This window comes from Pseudomonas sp. M30-35 (assembly GCF_002163625.1).
Taxonomy (GTDB): Bacteria; Pseudomonadota; Gammaproteobacteria; order Pseudomonadales; family Pseudomonadaceae; genus Aquipseudomonas.
Genome location: NZ_CP020892.1, coordinates 896854 through 919419, shown reverse-complemented (window position 1 = coordinate 919419; position 22566 = coordinate 896854). Strand labels below are relative to the sequence as shown.

The 22566-nt window shown below is 55.3% G+C and carries 20 protein-coding genes; 11 read left to right on the top strand and 9 right to left on the bottom strand.

Annotation, left to right across the window (positions count from 1 at the left end; genetic code table 11):
- Window positions 1–50 precede the first annotated feature (50 nt).
- Entirely contained in the window at window positions 51–965 is a 915-nt protein-coding gene (locus B9K09_RS04285; RefSeq protein ID WP_087515664.1) for a histone deacetylase, read from the top strand.
- A 57-nt stretch (window positions 966–1022) separates the two neighbouring features.
- Window positions 1023–2264, top strand: a complete 1242-nt coding sequence (locus B9K09_RS04280) for a TIGR03862 family flavoprotein (RefSeq protein WP_087515663.1) — start codon at window positions 1023–1025, stop codon at window positions 2262–2264.
- Here the strand turns inward: B9K09_RS04280 and B9K09_RS04275 are convergent.
- The 5 genes from B9K09_RS04275 to B9K09_RS04255 all read right to left on the bottom strand — a co-directional run bounded on the left by B9K09_RS04275 (window position 2259) and on the right by B9K09_RS04255 (window position 7647).
- The gene (locus tag B9K09_RS04275; RefSeq protein ID WP_087515662.1) at window positions 2259–3686 is read right to left on the bottom strand and encodes a Na+/H+ antiporter NhaC family protein; all 1428 of its coding nucleotides are present in this window, start codon (window positions 3684–3686) and stop codon (window positions 2259–2261) included. The two genes, B9K09_RS04280 and B9K09_RS04275, sit on opposite strands and share 6 nt — an antisense overlap.
- Window positions 3687–4868, bottom strand: coding sequence for a PLP-dependent aspartate aminotransferase family protein (locus tag B9K09_RS04270; protein WP_087515661.1), 1182 nt, complete (start codon window positions 4866–4868; stop codon window positions 3687–3689).
- 119 nt (window positions 4869–4987) lie between these two features.
- A complete protein-coding gene (locus tag B9K09_RS04265; protein ID WP_087515660.1) occupies window positions 4988–6319 on the bottom strand; it encodes a DEAD/DEAH box helicase in 1332 nt (443 codons plus the stop codon).
- Between the two features lie 117 nt (window positions 6320–6436).
- A complete protein-coding gene (locus tag B9K09_RS04260; RefSeq protein WP_087515659.1) occupies window positions 6437–7048 on the bottom strand; it encodes a PolC-type DNA polymerase III in 612 nt (203 codons plus the stop codon).
- Window positions 7049–7134: 86 nt separating this feature from the next.
- Window positions 7135–7647 carry an NYN domain-containing protein gene (locus B9K09_RS04255; RefSeq protein ID WP_177408634.1) on the bottom strand — a complete coding sequence of 171 codons (513 nt, stop codon included), beginning with the start codon at window positions 7645–7647 and terminating at the stop codon, window positions 7135–7137.
- Window positions 7648–7786: 139 nt separating this feature from the next.
- Between B9K09_RS04255 and B9K09_RS04250 the strand changes: the two genes are divergently transcribed.
- Together B9K09_RS04250 and B9K09_RS04245 are read left to right on the top strand one after the other, a co-directional pair.
- Window positions 7787–8365 (top strand): cysteine hydrolase family protein, encoded by a 579-nt coding sequence (locus B9K09_RS04250; RefSeq protein ID WP_087515657.1) that lies wholly within the window; start codon window positions 7787–7789, stop codon window positions 8363–8365.
- 123 nt (window positions 8366–8488) lie between these two features.
- A complete protein-coding gene (locus B9K09_RS04245) occupies window positions 8489–9151 on the top strand; it encodes a YciC family protein (RefSeq protein WP_087515656.1) in 663 nt (220 codons plus the stop codon).
- On the opposite strand, the gene B9K09_RS04240 is transcribed toward B9K09_RS04245, so the two are convergent.
- Both B9K09_RS04240 and B9K09_RS04235 read right to left on the bottom strand, forming a co-directional pair.
- Window positions 9148–9933, bottom strand: a complete 786-nt coding sequence (locus tag B9K09_RS04240; protein ID WP_087515655.1) for an ABC transporter substrate-binding protein — start codon at window positions 9931–9933, stop codon at window positions 9148–9150. The genes B9K09_RS04245 and B9K09_RS04240 overlap by 4 nt on opposite strands.
- Window positions 9933–10778 carry an SDR family oxidoreductase gene (locus B9K09_RS04235; protein WP_087515654.1) on the bottom strand — a complete coding sequence of 282 codons (846 nt, stop codon included), beginning with the start codon at window positions 10776–10778 and terminating at the stop codon, window positions 9933–9935. The genes B9K09_RS04240 and B9K09_RS04235 overlap by 1 nt, the downstream gene beginning before the upstream one ends.
- Window positions 10779–11092: 314 nt before the next feature.
- Here B9K09_RS04235 and B9K09_RS04230 point away from each other — a divergent pair, with 314 nt between their 5' ends.
- Window positions 11093–12091 (top strand): NAD(P)H-quinone oxidoreductase, encoded by a 999-nt coding sequence (locus B9K09_RS04230; protein ID WP_087515653.1) that lies wholly within the window; start codon window positions 11093–11095, stop codon window positions 12089–12091.
- 79 nt (window positions 12092–12170) lie between these two features.
- Here B9K09_RS04230 and B9K09_RS04225 read toward each other — a convergent pair whose 3' ends face one another.
- Window positions 12171–13091: a LysR family transcriptional regulator gene (locus B9K09_RS04225; RefSeq protein WP_087515652.1), complete on the bottom strand. Its 921-nt coding sequence runs from the start codon at window positions 13089–13091 to the stop codon at window positions 12171–12173.
- A 221-nt stretch (window positions 13092–13312) separates the two neighbouring features.
- On the opposite strand from B9K09_RS04225, the gene B9K09_RS04220 reads away from it, so the two are divergent.
- From B9K09_RS04220 to B9K09_RS04195, 6 genes are all read left to right on the top strand, one after another.
- Window positions 13313–14380, top strand: a complete 1068-nt coding sequence (locus B9K09_RS04220) for a 4-oxalomesaconate tautomerase (RefSeq protein WP_087515651.1) — start codon at window positions 13313–13315, stop codon at window positions 14378–14380.
- A gap of 107 nt (window positions 14381–14487) precedes the next feature.
- Complete coding sequence (locus tag B9K09_RS04215; RefSeq protein WP_087515650.1) at window positions 14488–15807, top strand: OprD family outer membrane porin; 1320 nt, start codon at window positions 14488–14490, stop codon at window positions 15805–15807.
- 69 nt (window positions 15808–15876) lie between these two features.
- On the top strand, window positions 15877–16860 hold the full coding sequence (locus B9K09_RS04210; RefSeq protein WP_087515649.1) for a tripartite tricarboxylate transporter substrate binding protein: 984 nt from the start codon (window positions 15877–15879) through the stop codon (window positions 16858–16860).
- A gap of 52 nt (window positions 16861–16912) precedes the next feature.
- Window positions 16913–17368, top strand: coding sequence for a tripartite tricarboxylate transporter TctB family protein (locus tag B9K09_RS04205; RefSeq protein ID WP_087518974.1), 456 nt, complete (start codon window positions 16913–16915; stop codon window positions 17366–17368).
- 3 nt (window positions 17369–17371) lie between these two features.
- Window positions 17372–18889: a tripartite tricarboxylate transporter permease gene (locus B9K09_RS04200; RefSeq protein ID WP_087515648.1), complete on the top strand. Its 1518-nt coding sequence runs from the start codon at window positions 17372–17374 to the stop codon at window positions 18887–18889.
- 34 nt (window positions 18890–18923) lie between these two features.
- Entirely contained in the window at window positions 18924–19916 is a 993-nt protein-coding gene (locus B9K09_RS04195) for a D-2-hydroxyacid dehydrogenase family protein (RefSeq protein ID WP_087515647.1), read from the top strand.
- Window positions 19917–19946: 30 nt separating this feature from the next.
- Here the strand turns inward: B9K09_RS04195 and hrpB are convergent, their stop codons facing one another.
- Window positions 19947–22478, bottom strand: coding sequence for an ATP-dependent helicase HrpB (hrpB, locus tag B9K09_RS04190; RefSeq protein WP_087515646.1), 2532 nt, complete (start codon window positions 22476–22478; stop codon window positions 19947–19949).
- Between the last annotated feature and the right edge of the window lie 88 nt (window positions 22479–22566).

Genomic DNA, 22566 nt, shown 5'->3' with positions numbered 1-22566 from the left:
TGCAGCGCCATACTCTTGGATCGCTGAAAACCTCTTATAGAAGTCATTGTATGCGCCTACCGCTGGTCTATCACCCCGACTACAGCCCGGAGTTTCCTGTGGAGCACCGCTTCCCCATGGAAAAATTCCGGCTGCTGCATCAGCACCTGATCGACAGCGGCGTGGTGAGCGACAGTGAATTGCAGCGCCCAGAACTCTGCCCCAATGAGGTTTTGGCATTAGCCCATTGCCCAGATTACATCGAGCGCTACATGAGCGGTGAGTTGCCCCATGCCGACCAACGCCGACTCGGTTTACCTTGGAGTGCAGCACTGGCGCAGCGCACGGTCCGCGCCGTTGGCGGCTCGATTCTAACCGCTGAACTGGCGCTCAAGCATGGCATGGCTTGCCACCTGGCTGGCGGCACGCACCATGCGCACTATGATCACCCGGCTGGTTTTTGCATCTTCAATGACCTCGCGGTGATCAGCCATTACCTGCTCGAAGCGGGCAAAGTACAACGTGTATTGATCTTTGATTGCGACGTACACCAGGGCGACGGCACCGCACGTTTGCTAGCCGATACGCCAGAAGCAATCACCGTATCGCTGCACTGTGAAAAAAATTTTCCGGCACGCAAAGCCCAAAGCGACTGGGACATTCCATTGCCGATGGGCATGGGCGACAGTGACTACCTGCAAGTGGTCGATGACGCCCTGAATTACTTGTTGCCGCTGTATCAGCCCGACATTGTGCTGTACGACGCCGGGGTCGATGTGCATAAAGATGATGCATTGGGCTATCTAAAACTCACCGATCAAGGCGTCGCTGCGCGTGATGAAGCGGTATTGCGCCACTGCGTTGGCCGCGACATTCCGGTGATGGGCGTCATTGGTGGTGGCTACGACAAAGACCGCAAGGCGCTCGCGGCGCGTCACGGCATCCTGCATCACAGCGCCACACGTGTTTGGGCTGAGCGCATGTAATTCGCTGGTGTAGAATGCCGGCCATTACCCTCGCTGACATGACCGAGCAAAGCCCTGATGACGCCGAATTCCACTGACCCTGCCCGACACGTCGCCATTATTGGTGGAGGTCCGGCTGGCTTGATGGCGGCTGAAGTTCTGGGGATGGCTGGGGTCAGAGTTGACCTGTTTGATGCCATGCCTTCAGTGGGACGCAAGTTCCTGCTGGCGGGTGTCGGCGGCATGAACATCACACATTCGGAAGCCAAACCTGCGTTTATCCAGCGCTACGCTGAACGCAGCGGGGAAATCGGTCAGTTACTCACAACATTTGATGCCGATGCATTGCGCAGTTGGATTCACGACCTGGGTATCGAGACCTTTGTCGGCACCTCGGGCCGGGTATTCCCGACTGATATGAAAGCCGCGCCGCTGCTGCGCGCTTGGCTCAAACGCCTGCGTGAGCACAATGTCAGCATCCACACTCGCCACCGTTGGCTTGGCTGGACCGAGGATGGCCAGCTACGCATGAAGAACACAGAGGGCGAGTTTCAATTTGCGCCTGACGCAACGTTGCTGGCACTTGGTGGCGCCAGTTGGTCGCGCTTGGGTTCTGATGGGGCCTGGGTTGAGCTGCTGCAAAACCGCGGCGTTGAAATCAGCCCCTTGCAACCGAGCAACTGTGGTTTTGAGGTGGCCGGCTGGAGCCCGTTTCTACAGGACAAATTTGCCGGTTCACCGCTGAAAAACATCAGCCTGAACTTAGCGGATGAAACACCACGCCAAGGGGAGTTTGTACTGACGGCCAAGGGCATCGAAGGCAGCTTGGTGTATGCGCTTTCAGCAAAAATTCGCCAGCAGATCAACCAGCACGGCAGCGCCACGGTTTACCTCGACCTACTGCCGCACAGCACTATCAATACCTTGGAAAAAACCCTGAGCAAGCCACGAGGTTCACACTCAATGGCCAAGCACCTGCATCGGCAGGTCAATATAGACGGGGTTAAAGCAGGTCTGCTGCGTGAGCTGACTGCTGCCGAGGTATTCCAGAACCCGGCGCGTCTGGCCCAGGCAATTAAAGCCTTGCCGATTACCTTGGTTCAACCCCGACCGTTGGATGAAGCCATCAGCACCGCTGGCGGCGTACCGTTTGCCGAGCTTAATCAACAGTTGATGCTCAACCAACTGCCCGGCATATTCTGCGCGGGTGAGATGCTCGACTGGGAAGCGCCAACCGGCGGCTACCTGCTCACCGCCTGCTTCGCCACTGGCCGACAAGCAGGCTTGGGTATGCTCGACTGGCTGCACAGCCCGTTATAGAAGGCCGACACCAATAAAGAACAACAGCGCCACCGCACCGGCCGCTAAGCCATAAGGCAGTTGGGTATTGATGTGGTCGATGTGATCGTTACGCGTGGCCATCGAGGTGACGATACCGGTGTCGCTGATCGGTGAAATCGAGTCACCAAAGATAGACCCTGAAATCGCCGCGCCAATCAGTGGATAAGGGTCAACGCCAGTCGCCGCAGCAATCTGGATTCCAATCGGAATCATGATCGCGAAGGTGCCCCAGGATGTGCCGGTCGACAGCGAAATACCGCATGCCACAACAAACACGAAGGCGGCAGACAAACCGGCTGGCACGTAGTCATTAATGTGATGCGCCAGATAACCACCGACGTTGAGGTCGCCACTGATATTGCCGATCATAAATGCCAAGGTCATCACCACCGTCAGCGGGATCATTGACTGATACCCCGCCAGCAGCTCACGAAAGTACTCATCAAGGGTGAAAATCCGCTTGATCAGCAAGTACTGCACCGCGCCGACGAGTTGACCGCTGAGCACGCCCCAAAGCACGGCCGTCGAGCCAGAACCCTTGCTCAGCTGTCCATCACCGGTGATATACAAACCAATGGGCACGCTGATAATCATCGCCAACAGCGGCAGCAGCAGATTCCACACGCTGTGCGTGCTCGGTTCACGCACCGACTCTTCATCAAACTCAGCCATCAACGGAATCGCGCCTTCACGCAACTCAATACCTTGCGCCGCCCGCTCGTTTGCCCGGCGCATACCGGCAAATGAGAAACGGCTGAAGATGCTCAGCAGGACAAAGCCAATCGACGCCCAGGCGTAGACGTTGTAAAGCATCGAATTGGCGAGGATGCTAAACGGCTCGCCACTGACAAAGCCCTTGCCTACCTGCAATGCGATGACACCCATCATTGCCGCGCCCCAGCCGTTGAACAGAATCGACGACCACACGCTAAGCCCCGTGCCTTGGATCACATAAGCCATTTGCTCACGCGAAACCCGGTACTTGCTGGCCAAGCCGCTGGTCACAGTACCTGCGGTCAGCAGCGACAAATTGCTCTCGATGAAGATCAAGGTCGCGATGGCCATACCCAGCAGTTGCGTGCTGATTGGGCCTTTCACCACACGCTCGCGATCAGTCAGCAACTTGACCAGGCTGGCCATGCCGCCGGTGATGCGGGCCAAGTGGATAATCGCGCCGACCATCAAGCCAAACAGCAAGGTCTTAACCGCACCATCAGATTTGAATACATCAACCAGACCCTGCGCGGAACCTACCAATGCTGGGCCTATGTGGAAATCCGAGAGCACCAGAAAACCGGCAACAACACCGGCAACCAGCGACAGGATTACTTGGCGAGTGAACACTGCTAAAAAAATCGTCAGCAGCGGCGGCATGATTGACCAGATACCGTAATCCGTCATTTATAGTTCTGCCTTCTCGGGTAAAACCGCAGCAAAACCTCGCTGCAGATCTGCAACTAGATCATCGGCATGCTCGATACCGATCGACAGTCGCAGCAGGTTCTCGGTAATCCCAAACGCCGCTTTTTGCTCATGGCTCAGCGAGCAATGCGACATGCTGTAGGAATGATTGATCATGCTTTCAACCCCGCCCAGCGAATCCGCCAGGACGAAGATCGACAGTTGCTCGATAAACCGTGCGGTGCCTGCGCGATCGGCCTTCAAACGCAATGACACCACCGCGCCGCCGCTGCGCATTTGCCGTTGGCCAAGGGCGTATTGCGGATGGCTCGGCAGCCCTGGATAAAACACCGCCTCAACCTGCGGGTGCTGGCTGAGAAACTGCGCGACGTTCAGCGCATTGCTGCATTGGCGTTCCATGCGCACATCCAGCGTCTTCAAGCCCCGCAAGGCCAAGTAGCAATCAAACGGCCCCTGCACTGCACCAATCGCCATGCTGATGTTGCGCAGGCGCTTGAACAGGTCCTCGTTGGCCGCCACCACCACACCGCCAATCAGGTCGGAATGGCCACCAATGTATTTGCTCGCCGAGTGCATGACCAGATCAACCCCAGACTCAATTGGTCGCTGATTCCAGGGCGAGCAAAAGGTGTTGTCGACGCAGGTAAGAATCCCGTGCTCACGGGCGAACGCGGCCACCGGGGCAATATCGACCAGCTGCAGAATTGGGTTGGTTGGGGTTTCGATCCAGATCAGTTGAGTCTTCTCGGTGCTGCTGGCAGCCAGCGCTTCAAGATCGTTGAGGTCGACATAGCTGACGGTCAAGCCAGAGGTTCTGCTGCGGTAATCGTTAAGCAAGCGAAAGGTGCCGCCATAAACGCCTGCCATAACGATGACGTGGGCATCTTTTTCCAGCAACTCGAACACAGTAGACGTCGCGGCCATGCCGGAGGCGCACGCCACGGCGCCACAGCCGCCCTCAAGCTGGGCGATGCAGGTCTCATAAGCATGACGTGTGGGGTTGCTGACCCGGCTGTAAGCGTACTCGCTGGGCTCATCAAGGCCTCGCTGAACAAATGAGCTGGCGGTAACAATCGCCGGGAAAATAGCATTATCGGCATAGCTCGACTGGTCACCGGCGTGGATCACCTGAGTAGAGAATTTGGCTTTGTCCTGGCTCATTATGTGGTTCCTGGTCGGTCGGTGTGCTTCAAGCCGAAAGTGGCGGATAGCAGGTATTGAGTAAGGGCAAAACGCGAAGCGTGTCGCCCAAGGACATCAATACCTTGCTCGCTAAGGGTTTATTTGCCGCGCTTGACCGGCTTACCGCCGAAGCTTGGCACTTTGCGGATCGCTTTGATTGGCGGCTCAGCAGGTTCATCGCTTTCAAGCCAGCGCCCCAAGCTACCGGCCTTATTGCCACCAAGCACTTTCGGTTTCTTGGCTTTCTTTGGTTTTTTAATCACCGCACCACCCGCAACAGTCTGCGGCACACGATGGTCGGGAATAAAGTCTGGTTCATCTACGCGCGGCAAAATTTGCTGGGTCATGCTTTCGATTGCCGCCAGCAGTTGCACTTCATCGGCGCAGACCAATGAAACCGCTTGCCCCGTCGCTCCGGCACGACCGGTACGACCGATGCGGTGTACGTAGTCTTCGGCCACAATCGGCAAGTCAAAGTTGACCACCAATGGCATGTCGTCGATATCCAAGCCGCGCGCCGCTACATCGGTCGCGACCAATACTTTGACTTCACCCTGCTTGAAACGCTGCAGTGCGCGCAAACGAGTGGGCTGTGGTTTGTCACCGTGAATCGCATCAGCGCTAATGCCATTGCGTTGTAATTCGGCTTCGAGCTCATCGACCCCTTTACGGGTTTTCACGAACACCAACACTTGCTGCCACTTTTTACTTTGATACAGGTGCAAGAACAGCTCGGCCTTGCGCTTTTTATCCACAGTGACCAGCCACTGCTTCACCGACTTGGCCGCCGCATTACGCGGGCTGACTTCAATGCTCAGCGGGTCGCGCAACATCTCACCAGCCATGCTGCGAATCGCATCGGAAAATGTCGCCGAGAACAGCAGCGTCTGGCGTTTTTTCGGCAAGGCGCTAAACAGGTCATCCAGCTCACGGGCAAAACCCAGATCGAGCATACGGTCGGCTTCATCCAGGACCAGCACTTGCAACTGATTAAACTTAACCGCGTTCTGGCGATACAAATCGAGCAAACGCCCGGGCGTTGCCACCAGCACATCAAGCCCTTTACGCAGCTTCATCATCTGCGGGTTGATGCTAACGCCGCCGTACACCGCATAGCTGCGCAGCGGCAGGTGCTGACCGTAAGTCTGGAAACTCTGCTGAACTTGCTCAGCCAGTTCGCGAGTCGGCACCAGCACCAGCGCGCGTATGCAATTGCTGGCAACGCTGGGGCCTTCCATCATCAAGCGTTGCAGCAGCGGCAGGGCAAAACCTGCGGTCTTGCCGGTGCCGGTTTGTGCCGCAGCCATCAAATCGCGCCCCTGCAGAATCGGCGGTATAGCTTGCGCCTGCACCGGCGTCGGGGTTTTGTAATCGAGACCGTCAAGGGTGCGCAACAGCGGCTCAATCAAGTTGAGCGAGGCAAAAGTCATGGTGGATAACCTGATGAAGTAACGCGAAAAATAATGCCGCGTAGTTTAGCAGGCTGCGCGCGGTTTCAGGTGCCGCAGCAAGCAGCGTCTACAACTGAGTCTCTTGCGCCGCCAGATTCAAGCCTGACGCAGGCGTTCGAGTGCCAGCCCCATCTTGGCCGCAGGAATTTTCTGCAAAGCACAAAACAGCTCATGCGTGATTTCGCTAATACCATGGCGCTCGCGCAGCAAGGCGCTCATAAAACAGGTGAGGTTCGCCGCCATCTCAGCATCAGCCAACGCGCGGTGAGCTTGGCCGGTTGAGGGTAGCTGCGCCCAACGATTGAGGTTGCCCAGCTTGTGGCTCGGCGCTTGCGGCAACAGACGGCGTGATAACAGCAAGGAGCAGGCAAACGGCTGTACCCGCTTACGCCTTACCAGCGCTAGCTCGGCGTCCCAAAACTTTTGGTCGAATGCCGCGTTGTGCGCCATGAGTGGAATGTCACCGACAAAGTCCGCGACCTCGTTCATCACCTGTGCGGCTGGCGGGGCATCGCGCAACATGGCGTTGCTAATGCCGGTCAGCTGCTGAATAAACGGTGGCACCCAGGCGCCGCTGTTCATCAGACTTTGATAGCGCGTAACAATCTGCCCGTCCTGCACTATTGCAACGCCAATTTCAGTGGCGCGGGCTTGTTGCGCCGGCGACATGCCGGTGGTCTCAAAGTCGATTACAGCAATCTGTTCCACGGAAAAAGTCCTGATATACAAGCGTCATAATGACTTGGCACACACGCCAAGGTTTCACGGTATCGACACAGCCCAGGCGCAAAAAATTACTTGAGCAGTAAAGCGCCTTCAATCGGCACATATTTGCTGGCAGCGCGCATCAGTGCTTGAGCGGTAAGTTCCGGCACGCCGTAAGCGATCGCCTCAACACCATGACTGGCGCGGATTTTATCCAGCAAGATCGCGAAGTCGCCGTCGCCCGAGGCCAGCACAACCTCATCAACACGTGGCGCAGCATCCATGATATCGATGGTGATACCCACATCCCAATCGCCCTTGGCCGAACCATCGCTACGCTGGATATACGGCTTGAGCTTTACGGTGAAGCCAAGGTTGCGCAATATCTGCTGGAATTGCTGCTGTTTCGGGTCACCACGGTCGATTGCATAGGCGTAGGCCTCGACAATCTCGCCATTCTGACTGACCTGTTCCCACAGCGCCGAATAGTTAAAGTGACAACCATAGCCTTGGCGAACGGTGTAATAGAGGTTTTGTACATCGGCGAATAGGGCGATTTTTTTCACCGGATTTCCTCGGGTGGCGGCTGACGAGCACAGCATGCAAGATAAGGAACAGTATGCCAGCCCTACAGACGTGGTGCTGTAAAAAGGCCGCTGAACCGATGAAACCACCTGCAAACCGACACTTCGTTTGCCTGCTACTGACAGCCAGGCACAGCCTATAGATCAAAGGTGAACCATGCCCGCAGTTGCCCAATTTGACTCACTCACCGCTCTGCTGACCATCGACATGCAGCAAGGTATTCAGCGCGTCAGCCTGCCGCGTAATAACCCCGGTGCCGAGCAACAGATCGCAGCGCTGCAGCAACATTGGCGCGCTGCCGGTTGGCCGCTTGTGCATATTCGCCATATTTCCAGACAGGCTGACTCAGTATTTGCGCCGGGCCAGAGCGGAGCCCTGTTTCAACCCGCGCTTGAGCCGTTAGCCGATGAGTACGTACTGGAAAAAAATGTGACTGATGCCTTTTGTCACTCAGCGCTTGAGCGTTGGCTGCATGTGCGCGGCATCGAGCAGGTGGTGATTGTTGGCGTGGCCAGCGAGAACTCGGTCGAAGCCACAGCGCGCAGCGCCAGCAATCTGGGGTTCAAGACTGTGGTGGTCAATGATGCCTGCTACACCTTCGACAAAACCGACTTTGCCGGCAATCCGCGCAGCGCCGATGATGTCCATAACATGGCGATGGCTAATCTTCGCGATGAGTACGCCGAGGTTGTCAGCTGCGCGGAACTGCGTAAACGGCTGGCAAACCAGCCTTGAGTCATACAGGGTTACAGGTTGAGTCGCTGCCGCGAGCACGTCGTGCTTGGGGAGCCTCTGCCAGATCGGCTAAAGTGACGTCCTGTTTAACTGCTGCCCCATCAATACGTGATCAAGCCCCCAATGAATATCACTGCGATCCTGCGCGACTCCTGGTTCTTCTTTAGTACTAACCTGCTGAGCATCGCCAAACTGTGCCTCCCGCTGATCATTCTCGAATCAGTTATCCATCTATGGATCAGCAGTATCGCTGGGCCTGAAAACGAGATGGTCTATGGAATAATGCTCGGCCTGTTGTTTTATCCGCTGTATACCGGGGCGTTGATTCTGTTTCTCGATGCGCGCAGCCGCAACGAGTCGCCACAGATACGCAACTTAATCGCCACCAGCCTGCACATGTGGCCCGCTTTCGCCCTGCTAACGGCAATCAGCACACTGGTCATTGCGCTTGGTGCTTCGCTGTTCATCATTCCGGGCCTGTGGTTCATGATCAAATTGGCGTTTGCCGAGTACTTGCTGGTGTTGCGCGGCCTCACCCCGATCAAGGCACTGCATGAGAGCTTCGAGATGACGCGCGGCTATTTCTGGCCAATTGCCGGTTGTGTGCTTATCGTGATGGTACCGCTGTGGCTGCTTAGCGGCTGGCTGCAAGCCACTCAAGGTACGGATGCAGGCGGAGTTTTTGAGGTACTACTCAATAGCACAGACAACTTCTTGCAGCTATTTGCCAGCGTCGTGTTGTTTCGCATATTCATGCTGCATAAACAGCAACCCGCCGAAGGTTAATCCGCGACAGGCGACAAGCGCGCGCGATACTCAGGCAGGCTCGATTTCGCCAGCCCATAATGTTCTGCGCGCCGCTCGACCCAGCCGTCTTTACGTAGTTGCTGTAATACTTCACTGATGCGCTTTATCGCGGCAGCATGATCGCCCTCACGACTAAAACCCAGATACAAGCCGATATAACTATCGGGCTTATAGACAGCCTTAGCGATGTGCTTGGCTTTCTTCGGGTCGCGCAACTCATAGTCAACCTGACAGTTAGTGCCGACGAATGCCTGGATACGGCCACGGGCTAACATTCCCAGCAGTTGCGACTCACTAGGCACGGCGACTTTTTTCAGGGCTTTATCGCTATCAAAAGGCTCGAAGTAAGCAGAGTCGAGCACATAGCCGATACGCAAACCCGCGAGTTGCTGGTAACTGGTCAGCAATGGCGCAGCCTCAGGCGCCACGTAAATTCGTGGCGCGCAGGCGTAATAAGCCGGTTCTAAATAATTAATGTGTTGCTCACGCGCCGGAGTTTTCGCCAGCCCGGCCATCATATCCGCCCGCCCTGACTTCAACGCTGCCAGTCCACGCGCCCAAGGTGCTCGCTCAACGATCAATTGGTAGCCGCTGCGCTGCTCAATTTCATGCAGTAAATCAATATCCAACCCATGCAGTTTGCCGTTTGCATCAAGCATGCGAAACGGCGGCCAGACATCAGTCATCACTTTAAGGGTTAATGAGTCCGCCACCACCTGAAAGCTCGACAACATGACGACCAACAGCAAAGCAGCCCTCACTAGCGCGTCCCCGACCGCAGGGGTTTCAGGCCAGAAAGACGAGGCAACAACACGCGCTCGAATAACCGTGGGAAGAACCTAGCCAACAGCCGCGCACGCCAATTGACGTTGGATAAGACCAATAGACGCTTACGCTTTAACGCACCTTGATAGATGGCCTCGGCAACGTCCTGTGCGGAAGCAACCTTACCAATCGCCAGTGGCGGTTGCGGTGCAACGGAGCCATCGCCAACCAAAGCATTTTTGCGCAGATCGGTGGCAGTAAAGCCGGGGCAAACCAGCATCACATTGACCCCAGAACCTTTGAGTTCGGAGCGCAGTGTTTCAAATAACCCATGCAAGGCATGCTTGCTGGCGTTATAGGCACTGCGGTAAAGCAAAGGCGCAAAACCAGACAGCGAGCTGAGCACGATGATCTGACCGCTACGTGCAATCAGGCTTGGTAACGCAGCTCTGGTGCAGTGCACCGCGCCAAAATAGTTGACCGCCATAACCCGTTGAAACACCCCAAGCTCGGTATCGGCAAAGTTGCTGCGATGGGTAATACCGGCGTTATTGACCAGCACATCGATACCACCAAAGCGCTCGACCGCAAGTGCCACCGCCTGCTCGACCGCCTGGGCATCGGCGACATCACAACACACGCCCAGAGCTTCAACGTTGTGATGGTCTTCAAGGTGCTGGACAAGGCTGTCGAGTGACTCTTGCTGCAAGTCAAGAATCACCAATCGCGCACCACCTTGCGCGGCGCGCATGGCTAACGCACGGCCAATGCCCGCACAGCCGCCAGTAATCAGCACGACTTTGCGATCAAACACTTTGCTGGCAAATACCTTGCGGTGCATTGAGCGCCCTCAATAATCGTTATGTGGGTCCGGCTACAGCACGAATGATCACAACAAAGTTGTTAGGGTGGTGAGCGCGTCATATTCATGCAGGGTAACCAATTCGCTGATACTAGCGCAAAGCCTTGAGCAAAGTGGCTATCAGGAGCCCAGCACGGTTAGATACCCCGTTAAATACCAATGCCAGCCAGCCTATCGCATTATTTGATAATCAGCCGTGCTGCAATCGTCATCGTACTTATTGTGGAACCAGCCATGACTTTAACCAGTCGCACACAACATGCAACTCAACCCTGCTGCGGAGGCACTGCATCATGACTCTTCCAACACAAATGACACAGATCGAGATCACCGAACCCGGCGGCCCTGAAGTTTTACAGCCCCGGCAAACTTCAGTGCCAACGCCAGGCGCAGGGGAAGTACTGATTCATGTACACGCCGCTGGAATTAATCGCCCCGACGTGATTCAGCGCGCCGGCAAGTACCCAATGAAACCCGGCATGAGCCCAATCCCCGGTTTGGAAGTAGCTGGCGAAGTGGTCGCACTGGGTACTGGCGTCAGTGACTTTAAGGTTGGCGACAAAGTCTGCGCGCTAACCAATGGCGGCGGTTACGCACAATACTGCGTCGCCCCGGCCGGACAAACCCTGCCAATTCCTGATGGGTTGGATTGGGTGCATGCGGCGGCGATTCCAGAAACATTCTTCACTGTCTGGGCCAACGTATTTGGCATTGGCGGGGCAAAAAAAGGCCAGCGAGTGTTGATTCATGGCGGCACCAGCGGTATTGGCACCACCGCGTTGATGCTCTGCCGCGAGTTTGGCATCGAAGCATTCGCCACTGCAGGCAGTGAGGAAAAGTGCGCGGCAATTCGTAAGCTCGGCGCTGAACCGATCAATTACCGCGAGCAGGACTTTGCTCAAGTGATTATGCAAAAGACCGCTGACCAAGGCGTCGATGTCATCCTCGACATCATGGGCGGCTCTTACTTCAACAATAATATCAGCGCTCTGGCGATGGATGGCCGCCTGGTCATGATTGGCTTTCTCGGCGGAGCAAAAGCCCAGGACGCGAATCTGATGGCGATTCTGGGCAAGCGTGCAATAGTCACCGGCTCACTGTTGCGCCCTCGCACTGACGATGAAAAAGCCGCAATCGCCCAACAGTTACGCGAACAGGTATGGCCCGCGCTTGCAGCCGGGCGCTGCACACCAATCATCGATAAGGTTTACCCATTCACAGAGGTGGCGCAGGCACATAAGCGCATGGAGAACGGCGAGCACATCGGCAAGATTGTCCTGACAATGAACTGAGCGAGCGGCGCTGCTGCTGCCCGTAGTATCCCGCGGGCAGACAGCGTGCAGCCAAATAGTCATTCAGAACAGAGAATGGCTACTCACTCGGTGGCTTAATCAATGACGCATTGCCTGACCAATGCCGGAGCAGTGTGTCGATGAATTTCTCAGCCGCAGGCGAGAGCGATGAGCCATGCTTACGTACCAACCCAAGCGTACGGCTAATCACCGGGTCAACTAACGGGCGCTGAACCAATATCGGGTGATCCTCGGCGGGCATTGCCAAACTGGGCAGCGCCGAAACGCCAAGCCCGGCTTCGACCATGCCCAACGAAGTGGACAAATGCTGCACTTCATAAAACCAGCTAGGGCGCCAATCCAGATTCGCCAGACCGTGATCCAGAAGCACACGGTTACCGCTCATACGTCCAACGCCGATGAGACGATAATCACTCAACTCACGCCAAGCCACCTGTTCTTGTTTTGCCAAAGGATGGTCACGCCTACAAGCCAACACGAAAGGCTCGTTAACCAGCGGCGTAAAATCAATTTCGGCACTCTGGCCGCTGAGCATACTGATCCCAAAATCTGCCTCGCCACGCAGCACAGCTTCCAGCCCCTCATGCGCACTATGGTCGAGAATACGAATGCGGACTTTAGGGTATTGCTGATTAAACTCACGAATAACAATCGGCAAGAAATAAAAAGCCGCGGTGGGGATGCAGGCCAAAGTTACTTGCCCTGATTGACGCTCCGCTAACTCCTGTATGCCTAGAATCGAGCGCTCAAAATCATCCAGCAAGCGCTGCGCTTTGGGCAGGAAGTCACGTCCAACAGCCGTCAGGCTCACCCGCCTTGTCGTGCGGTCAAGCAACTGAGTACCTAACCCCTCTTCCAGCTTCTGCATGCGCCTTGTTAAGGCGGGTTGCGACAGATGTATCGCATCAGCCGCCTCGTGAAAACTGCCGTGCTCAGCAATTTTGACGAAAGCACGTATGTCTTGCAGCTCGTAATTCATGCGCAATACCTATTAATCATAGAATTTTATTGCACCAAAAACATTTGAAGTCGTTAAGGCAACTCGGTTTGTGCAAATTCCCAGGTGCTGAGTAAATTCCAACACACGCATTAATGCGTAAAACAAAACAATTTATCAAATATATGCAATTTACAAATGAAAGCAAATTGGCAATATCTACTCAACGCAACAATAACGATATTTCATGCATCGGAGACATCATGCAAGCCATTCCTTGCGTTTTAATGCGCGGTGGGACATCGAGAGGCCCAGTATTTCTGGCGAACCATCTACCCAGCGATCCTGCGCAACGCGACGAGCTGCTGATCAGAATCATGGGTTCTGGTCACGAGCTTGAAATTGATGGCATTGGCGGTGGTAGTGCACAAACCAGCAAGGTCGCAATCGTGAGCACCTCACCGCACCCGGATGCTGATGTCGACTATCTGTTTGTGCAGGTTCTGGTTAATCAACGCCGTGTCGATACCGCCCCAAACTGCGGCAACATGCTATGCGCCATTGGCCCCTTCGCCATTGAGCACGGATTAGTCAACGCAAAATCTCCGGTAACCCGGGTGCGCATTCGCAACCTCAACACCCATACATTTGTCGACTCTGAGGTCATGACTCCAAAGGGTAAAGTCCGCTACGACGGTGCGACCTGTATCGACGGTGTCCCCGGCAGTGCAGCGCCAATCAAGCTGACCTTTCTCAATGCGGCTGGGGCAAAGACCGGAAGCCTATTACCTACAGGTAATGTGCGAGATGTATTTGATGGGGTCTCAGCAACCTGCATCGATATGGCTATGCCAATGGTCGTGGTGCACGCCCATGAACTGGGTAAAACCGGTTACGAAAGCCCAACCGAGCTAGACGCTGACCTCGCATTTATGGCCCGTCTGGAAAAAATTCGCCTGCAAGCAGGGCTTGCCATGGGTCTTGGCGATGTTTCCAACATGGTGATCCCGAAGCCGGTGTTGCTATCTGCTGCCAGAAACGGCGGCTCACTTAACACGCGTTATTTCATGCCACACAACTGCCATCGCTCGCTTGCTGCGACAGGTGCAATTGGCTTGGCAAGTGCCTGTGCGGTACCGGGCAGCGTAGCCCACGAAATATTCCCGGTTGATGGCCCTGCCCTGATTCGCCTGGAACATGCTGGCGGTCAGATTGAGGTGTCACTTGAGCCTGCTGAAGACCAAAGACCAGAAACAATGCGTGCATCGCTGGTACGTACAGCACGGCGGTTATTTACCGGCGATGTGTATGTGCCCTCAATTTCACGCTAACCAACAGAAGTAGCATCCGACCACAGACGCTTTCCCGCCTGGTACAGGCCGCCAAGAGCGAATGTGGACTACACCACCCGAGTAAAGAAATACCGGAGTCCGTGTTTATGTGCACCCATAAAAATAATTACATGCTCTGCCCGGTCGCCATTTTGAGTGCAGGCTTGTCACTGCCCACACTTGCAGCGGCTGCAGACGGGCAAACACTCGAACTAAAAACCCGTGCAATCTACTTTGATCGTGATTATGAGTCTGACAGCAATGACCGCAATCAAGGTGGTCTGGGCTTACAGCTAAATTATGAGTCAGCCTACCTCGCCGATATTGTTGGTGTCGGCTTATCAGGCTACAGCGTGACCAAGCTGGAGGCTTCGGGACGCAATAGCTCTGATGTTTTATCTGTCGATAATGACGGCGACTTCGAGGATTCATTCGGCAAGCTTGGCCAAGCCTTTTTGAAGCTGAAGTATCAAGGCATTGCCTCTGGAAAAATTGGCCGCCAACTACATAAAAGCTTACTGCTATCCAGCTCAAACAGCCGTGCAATCCCAAATACCTACTCGGGTGCCAGCTTCGACCTAAAGCCATTCAATGGGCTCACCCTGTATGGCGCGTGGTATGACAAATGGTCATCACGCTCCGACAGCTCTTTTGTTGGGTTCCAAACCGACACCAGTTCCAAAGGTGCAATTAATGCACTGGAAAACTACGGTGCCAGCTATCTCAACGGCCCATTCAATCTGAATATTGAATACCTGCGAGCACAGGAATTCCTAAACAAAACAGGAGTGGTTGCCAGCTATACATTCAAGCTAGCAAACGCTTCAAACCTGAAACTTACTGCTGCCATGCACACCTCCAAGGATGACGGGAAGTTGTTCGTCACCGGCGCAGAAAGTGCTGAATATGATGATGAAGACGAAGCAGGCGCCGTGGTCGGGCAAACCCGCAGCCAAAACGATGGCAAAGGCGTTTACCTCGCCGCTGACTGGGTGTTTTCAAATATTGAGCTTGGCGGCGCGATCACGAAATTCAGCGATGCCTGGATTGAAGACAACTACGCCGGTGACCATGGCACCAACCCATTTCCCACCGCTGGCGTGTTGGCTGACTTTTCTAACCGTGACGAGAAAGTCTGGATGCTTAAAGCGGGTTACAAATGGGATCAACTCGCTAAGGGGTTAAAGACTGTCGTTAGCTACAAAAGCGGCTCAGATGCGCGTAACAGTGCCAACACTTCGCTTGGCAAGGCGGATGAAAGCGAATTGGCATTCGATCTGAGTTATCAAATCCCAGCCGTTAAAGGCTTGGCATTTCGCTACATATTCCTGGATTACAACTCGGACAAAACCGGCCGACTTGACGGTGTCAAGGAAGACCAGACCGACCATCGGCTTTACCTCGATTACACCTTCAGTTTTCTCTGACAATTTTCTCTGAATAACCTGATGATTCACCCATCCATCCTGCAAATAAATCCAATAACAGGAAGCACCATGAAGATCTCTCTACTGAAAAAAATCCTGCCTTTGGCCTGCGCACTGACAATTTCAGCAGTGCAAGCAAACGCTGGCCAACCACACCGTCCTGAGTGTATTGCCCCAAGTAAACCAGGCGGTGGCTTCGACATGACCTGCAAGCTCGCTCAAGCAGGTTTCAAAGATGAAAAATTACTCGATGCCCCCATGCGAGTGACCTACATGCCTGGCGGTATCGGAGCTGTAGCTTATAACGCCATTGCAGCTAATCGCCGCGATGAACCAGGCACCATAGTGGCCTTCTCGGGAGCGTCACTGCTTAACCTTGCACTGGGTAAATATGGCCGTTATGACGAAACTGCCGTGCAGTGGCTAACGACTGTAGGGACGGATTACGGCACCTTGGCGGTGCGTGACGACTCGCCATTCAAAACCCTTGATGACGTCATTCAAGCACTGAAAAAAGATCCCAAAAGCGTCGCTATAGGCGGTGGAGGCAGTATCGGTGGTCAGGGCTGGGCGAAGATCGCACTGCTGGCCAAAGCGGCAGGTGTCGATCCACGGCAACTGCGCTACGCCGCGTTTGAGGGTGGCTCGGAACACTACATGGCGTTAATGGGCAAACACGTTGATCTGGTCACCGGCAGTGCCAGTGAGATTCGCGCCCAGCGCGGTAATCACATCCGCGCCCTGGCGGTCTATAGCGAAGAACGCCTGCCGGGAGATCTGTCTGACGTGCCAACGGCTAAAGAACAGGGCTATGACATTCAGTGGCCACTTATTCGCGGCTATTACGTCGGCCCAGAAGTGAAAGGTGAAGAACTGGCCTTCTGGAAAACCACCTTTGCCAAGCTCACCAGTTCTGCTGAGTTCCAACAGTACTTGACCGACCGCGACGTGATCCCATTAACGGTCACCGGCCCAGAGCTCCAGGCTCTGGTGAAGAAGCAAGTTGATAACTATCGACAGCTTGGCAGGGAGTTTGGCCTCGTCGCCGAGTAGATCAATCCACAGAGCAGACTTGCTGGCAAGCAGCCTGTTCGGGAGCAAAATTATGCAAGATCGTATTTTTGCAGGCAGCAGCCTTTTGATCTGCGCCGGGCTGGCAATTATGGCTTGGGGATATCAGGCACCATTTTCATATGAGCCTGTCGGCGCACGCGCATTCCCACTGTTATTGCTTGCTTTGCTGATTGTCAGCACGCTGTATCAAGTGCTTAAACCCTCGGCAACTCATGCAAAGTCGGATGAGCCTGGCCTCGACCGTCATGTCATCAAAAAAATCGCACTGTGCATCCTCATCATGACCGTTTACGCGGGGCTGTTTGAGGTGCTCGGTTTCATCGCCAGCAGCATGTTATTTGCCATCGCTATTGGTTACTTGTACGGCGCTAGCAAACTGCATGGATTGATCAGCGGTGTATTGATCGCTATTGGGCTTTACCTGTTATTTGACTACGGCCTTGATGTGCCTCTACCCCTCGGCATATTCGCGCAAGTCTGGAGCTAAACCATGGAAAATACCTTGCACTACCTCGAACTGGGTTTTGGGGTTGCACTTAGCCCTTTCAATCTGGCGACTGCATTCTGTGGAACCCTGATCGGCACCGTGGTCGGTCTGTTGCCGGGTTTGGGCCCGGTCAATGGTGTGGCACTGCTGATTCCGATTGCATTTGCTTTGGGCTTGCCTCCGGAAACCGCGCTGATTCTTTTGGCTGCGGTGTATCTGGGTTGTGAGTACGGCGGCCGGATATCATCAATTCTGTTGAACATTCCAGGGGAAGCATCTGCAGTAATGACCACCCTGGATGGCTACCCGCTTGCCCAACAAGGCAAAGCCGGCATTGCCCTTTCTCTGTCCGCTTGGAGTTCGTTTATTGGCGGCACCATCGCAACCATTGGCGTGGTCTTGTTTGCGCCATTTCTAGCCAGGTGGGCAGTTGCATTTGGGCCAGCTGAATATTTCGTGCTGATGGTCTTTGCAATCACTTGCCTCGCTGGGATGGCCGATAACAAACCCCTTAAAACCGCCACCGCGGCACTGATAGGTTTGCTCCTTTCCTGCGTTGGTATTGATGCCAACAGTGGTGTCTACCGCTTCACTTTCGGCACCTTAGGCTTGGCGGACGGTATCCAATTTATTGTGCTGGTTCTCGGTCTATTCAGTGTCAGTGAAATACTGGTTTTACTTGAGCGCACCCACCATGGGCATAAAGCAGCCAAAGCAACCGGGCGCATGCTCTTCAACCTGAAAGAAGGCAGCTTTGTCATTGCCACCAATTTGCGCAGCGGCATCATTGGCTTTGTTTTGGGCGTATTGCCTGGTGCAGGAGCCACGCTCGCCAGCGCAGTGGCTTATATGTCTGAAAAGCGTCTAGCCGGAAAGGACAGCAAATTCGGGCACGGTGACCTCCGCGGCCTGGCCGCACCAGAAACAGCCAATAGTGGCGCGGCATGTGGCTCGATGGTACCTATGCTGACCCTGGGCGTACCGGGCTCGGGGACAACAGCCGTCATGCTGGGTGCACTAACGCTTTACAACATAACGCCAGGGCCAATGCTGTTCCAGAATCAGCCAGAAATTGTCTGGGGATTGATTGCATCACTGTTTATCGCCAACGTCATGCTGCTGGTGATGAACGTCCCCATGGTGCGGATTTTCACGCGCATTCTCGCCGTACCGACCTGGGCATTGGTGCCCGCGATAGCCATCATTACCTCGATCGGAGTCTATGCAGTGCACGCCTCCAGTTTCGATCTGTATTTGATGATTGGAATCGGCGTGTGTGGCTACATCTTGCGGAAGCTGGATTATTCGCTCTCGGCGGTGCTTCTCGGCTTCATCCTGGGCGGTGTGATGGAAGACAATTTGCGCCGGGCATTGTCATTATCCAATGGAGAACTGAGCATCCTCTGGGATAGTCCAATAACCATCGGTTCCTGGATCTTAGTAGCAATCATGATCGTGCTACCAATACGCAGAGCCCTGCGCTCACGCAAACTGATCCGATTAACAACAGTCAGCTCGTAAATATAAGCTCAAAGGGGTCCTTGTGAGTCAGCCAATGCACATCGTAATTCCTGATGATTACCCGCATGCGGTTCGCGACCTGGACTGCTTTAGTTTGCTCACGGGCCACCGCGTTAGCCTCTATCACGACTGGCAACAATCGTCCGAGGTACTGCTTGAACGTTTCCGCGATGCCGATGCCATCGTTCTGACGCGCGAGCGTACCCGGCTTACCGCCGAGTTACTGATGCAATTGCCCAAACTAAAACTGATCAGCCAAACCGGTAAGGTCGGAGCTCATGTTGATATCGCAGCCTGCAATAGACTGGGGATTGCAGTAGCCGAGGGCAGCGGTTCACCCGTAGCGCCAGCAGAGCTCACTTGGGCGTTGATACTTAACGCTCGCCGTCGGCTAGTTGCAGCAATAAACAGTTTTAACGCTGGCACCTGGCAAAACAATATCGGTGAGCGACTGTGCGGGCAAACACTCGGCATTTGGGGTTATGGGCGCATCGGCAAGCGCTTGGCAAAATACGCTCAGGCATTTGAGATGCCAGTATTGGTTTGGGGAAGCGAGGCATCAAGGCAAGCTGCTGAGCAGGACGGACATAGCGCCGCAGACTCTCGTGAAGCGTTCTTTACCCAAGCCGATATTATCAGCCTGCATCTGCGTTTATCGGAGCAGACTAAACACCTGATAAGCGCTGTTGATCTTGCATTGATGAAGCCCAGTTCCCTACTGGTCAATACCAGCCGTGCCGAGTTGATTGCACCCGGCGCTTTACTGGCTGCCATCGATAAAGGCCGTCCCGGCTATGCAGCCTTGGATGTGTTCGAAACCGAGCCTCTGGTCAGCCTTGGTAACCCATTGCTCAACCACCCCAAAATCATCTGTTCGCCACACCTCGGCTACGTCGAAAAGCATAGTTATGAGCAGTATTTTGGCGAGGCGTTTACCAATACTCTTAACTTTTTCGACGGCAAACCCTGCCAGCAGATAAATCGTTCAGCTATCAGCAATGCACGCTACTCAGCTGACGCGAGTTAAACGTCGCGGTCTGGTTTGCCAGGCACCTGCTCAACTCTTACGCGGCTTCGCTCTGGCGGTTGGCTCAGCTTCCATTGGGTCATCCGGCCACCAGTGTTTTGGGTATCGCCCCTTCAAGTCCTTCTTCACATCGATATAGGTGTTGGCCCAAAAGCTGGCGAGATCCTGAGTCACCTGCACCGGACGTCGCGCGGGTGATAGAAGGTGCAACAAGACACCTTGCCTGCCGCCTGCAATACGCGGCGTTTCAGCCAGCCCAAACAGCTCCTGCAATCTCACCGCAAGCACTGGCGGATGCTCCGAATAGTCGATGGGTATGCGCGAGCCTGAAGGCACCGGCAGCGTCTTTGGTGCCAACTCATCCAGCCGCTGCGGCAATGGCCAAGGCAGCTGGGCGAGAAGAATGCTCGCTAAGTCGAGGTTGGCGAAATGACTGAGACGACTCACCTTGCCCAAGTAAGGAGCCAGCCATAGCTCAAGGGAGTCCAACAATGCCGCATCTGTTAGATCCGGCCACTCGCTCGCACCTTTCTGATCAATATCCAGCTTGCGCAAAAGAGCGATGCGCGCTTGCCACTGGCGCAGTTCGGGACGCCAAGGAAGCAGCTCAATGCCCTTGCGCCGAACCAAGCCAGCCAGGGCATTGATGCGGGCCTCTTCATTGAGTTCCGGCAAGCTTGTGCGGCTCAGCACCAGCTCGCCCAGACGCCGCTGCCTCTCAGCCTTGAGTACGCCCTCTCGCTCGTCCCACTCCAACTCATCGCGCTGGACGACCTGCTCTGCAAGCACCGTGTCGAATAGCGAAGGATCAAGTGCGGCAGCCAGATAAATGCGTTCTTCGCGCTGGCCTTGACGACTGCCGAGGTCGGCGATGACCAACCATGGCTCCTTCATAAGCGCATCTGGTTCACCGAACTGTGCGGCGCGACCGTTGGTCAGCCGGTACTCGGCACCGCCCTCGCGCCGTTGCCGAGCAACGCGATCAGGGTATGCAAAGGCCAGCAGCGCAGCGAGCCAGCGCGGGTGATCGGGATCGGTAACCGGAGACGATACAGCCCCCCGCAGATGGCTGCGGAACTGACGGGCAAGTTGGCGAACGCGTTGAACCGTTCCTCGGCTCGCCCGCGATAAAGACTCGCTGGCCATTGCTGCAACGCGATCATGCAGGTCGGCGCCGGCACCACGAAGAATGTCTTTCTCACCGAGCAGTGCGGCGATGTCACACGCAAGATTTCCCAGGCCAAGTGCCTGCCCTCGCAACAGCAAATGAGCGATGCGCGGATGCGTAGGCAACTCCGCCATCGCCTGGCCATGGGCGCTGAGCACACCCCGCTCATCCAGCGCGCTCAGGCGCTGCAGCAAATCGCGAGCTTGAGCGTAAGCCGCTGCGGGAGGCAAGTCGAGCCACACCAACTCATCAACCGATACGCCCCAGCGCGCCAATTGCAGCGCAAGCCCGGCCAGATCAGCCTGGAGCATCTCGGGTGCAGAAAAGTTCGCCAATTGTTCATGCTGTGCTTGCGACCACAGCCGGTAACAAACACCGGGCTCAAGTCGTCCGGCTCGCCCAGCGCGTTGGGTCGCACTGGCTTTGGAAATACGCTGTGTATCGAGCCGGGTCATACCGCTGCGCGGGTCGAAACGCGGCACCCGCTCAAGGCCCGCATCAATGACAACGCGCACGCCGTCGATGGTGATGCTGGTTTCCGCAATGTTGGTTGCCAGCACAATCTTGCGCTTTCCGATCGGGGCGGGATTGATAGCCGCACGCTGGGCATTCAGGTCGAGTTCACCATGTAACGGACAGAGCAATACATCCTGCCGATCGCCAAGGTTTTCATGCAGCCCTTGATGAACACGTCGAATCTCAGCCTGACCCGGCAGGAAAACCAGGATGCTTCCCTGCTGCTCGTCCAACGCCTCCAAGCAAGCTGAGATAACGCGAGGCTCAATGTACTCGCCCGCCTGATGTGGCTTGCCCCACACCTTATCCACCGGGAACATCCGCCCTTCACTGGTCAGCACCGGCGCATCATCCAACAACTGCGCCAGACGCGGGCCTTCAAGGGTTGCCGACATCAACAGCACTTTTAATGGCGACTCGCCGGAGTCCGCTGAGCGAAACATCGCCCGGCCATTGAGGGTCAACGCCAGCGCCAGATCGGCGTCGAGACTACGCTCGTGAAACTCATCGAATATCACCAAACCCACGCCCTCAAGCGCCGGGTCATCTTGCAGGCGTCGGGCAAGAATACCTTCGGTGACCACTTCAATCCGGGTTTTGGGTCCGACTTTACTGTCGAGACGAATCCGATAACCGACGGTTTCCCCAACCTTTTCGCCCAAATCGCTGGCCAGTCGCTCAGCCGCGGTTCGCGCGGCCAATCTGCGCGGTTCAAGCATGATGATTTGCTGCCCCGCGAGCCACGGCTGATCCAGCAGCGCCAACGGCACCCGCGTGGTTTTACCCGCGCCCGGCGGCGCTTCAAGCACAACTTCATTGCGCGCAGTCAAGGCATCGCGAAGGGCAGGCAGCAGGTGGTCAATTGGCAGCGAATTCATGAGTTCTCCAGTGCGGATGACGATTATACCGGCGAACTGATTGAGCCTTGCACAGTCATTAATCACGAGGCCGTTTAAACCCGCAGCA

Coding starts and splice junctions, on each gene's coding strand:
- B9K09_RS04285 (WP_087515664.1), top strand. CDS start 51: ATGCGCCTACCGCTGGTCTATCACCCCGACTACAGCCCGGAGTTTCCT.
- B9K09_RS04280 (WP_087515663.1), top strand. CDS start 1,023: ATGACGCCGAATTCCACTGACCCTGCCCGACACGTCGCCATTATTGGT.
- B9K09_RS04275 (WP_087515662.1), bottom strand. CDS start 3,686: ATGACGGATTACGGTATCTGGTCAATCATGCCGCCGCTGCTGACGATT.
- B9K09_RS04270 (WP_087515661.1), bottom strand. CDS start 4,868: ATGAGCCAGGACAAAGCCAAATTCTCTACTCAGGTGATCCACGCCGGT.
- B9K09_RS04265 (WP_087515660.1), bottom strand. CDS start 6,319: ATGACTTTTGCCTCGCTCAACTTGATTGAGCCGCTGTTGCGCACCCTT.
- B9K09_RS04255 (WP_177408634.1), bottom strand. CDS start 7,647: ATGCTGTGCTCGTCAGCCGCCACCCGAGGAAATCCGGTGAAAAAAATC.
- B9K09_RS04250 (WP_087515657.1), top strand. CDS start 7,787: ATGCCCGCAGTTGCCCAATTTGACTCACTCACCGCTCTGCTGACCATC.
- B9K09_RS04245 (WP_087515656.1), top strand. CDS start 8,489: ATGAATATCACTGCGATCCTGCGCGACTCCTGGTTCTTCTTTAGTACT.
- B9K09_RS04235 (WP_087515654.1), bottom strand. CDS start 10,778: ATGCACCGCAAGGTATTTGCCAGCAAAGTGTTTGATCGCAAAGTCGTG.
- B9K09_RS04230 (WP_087515653.1), top strand. CDS start 11,093: ATGACTCTTCCAACACAAATGACACAGATCGAGATCACCGAACCCGGC.
- B9K09_RS04225 (WP_087515652.1), bottom strand. CDS start 13,091: ATGAATTACGAGCTGCAAGACATACGTGCTTTCGTCAAAATTGCTGAG.
- B9K09_RS04220 (WP_087515651.1), top strand. CDS start 13,313: ATGCAAGCCATTCCTTGCGTTTTAATGCGCGGTGGGACATCGAGAGGC.
- B9K09_RS04215 (WP_087515650.1), top strand. CDS start 14,488: ATGTGCACCCATAAAAATAATTACATGCTCTGCCCGGTCGCCATTTTG.
- B9K09_RS04210 (WP_087515649.1), top strand. CDS start 15,877: ATGAAGATCTCTCTACTGAAAAAAATCCTGCCTTTGGCCTGCGCACTG.
- B9K09_RS04205 (WP_087518974.1), top strand. CDS start 16,913: ATGCAAGATCGTATTTTTGCAGGCAGCAGCCTTTTGATCTGCGCCGGG.
- B9K09_RS04200 (WP_087515648.1), top strand. CDS start 17,372: ATGGAAAATACCTTGCACTACCTCGAACTGGGTTTTGGGGTTGCACTT.
- B9K09_RS04195 (WP_087515647.1), top strand. CDS start 18,924: ATGCACATCGTAATTCCTGATGATTACCCGCATGCGGTTCGCGACCTG.
- hrpB (WP_087515646.1), bottom strand. CDS start 22,478: ATGAATTCGCTGCCAATTGACCACCTGCTGCCTGCCCTTCGCGATGCC.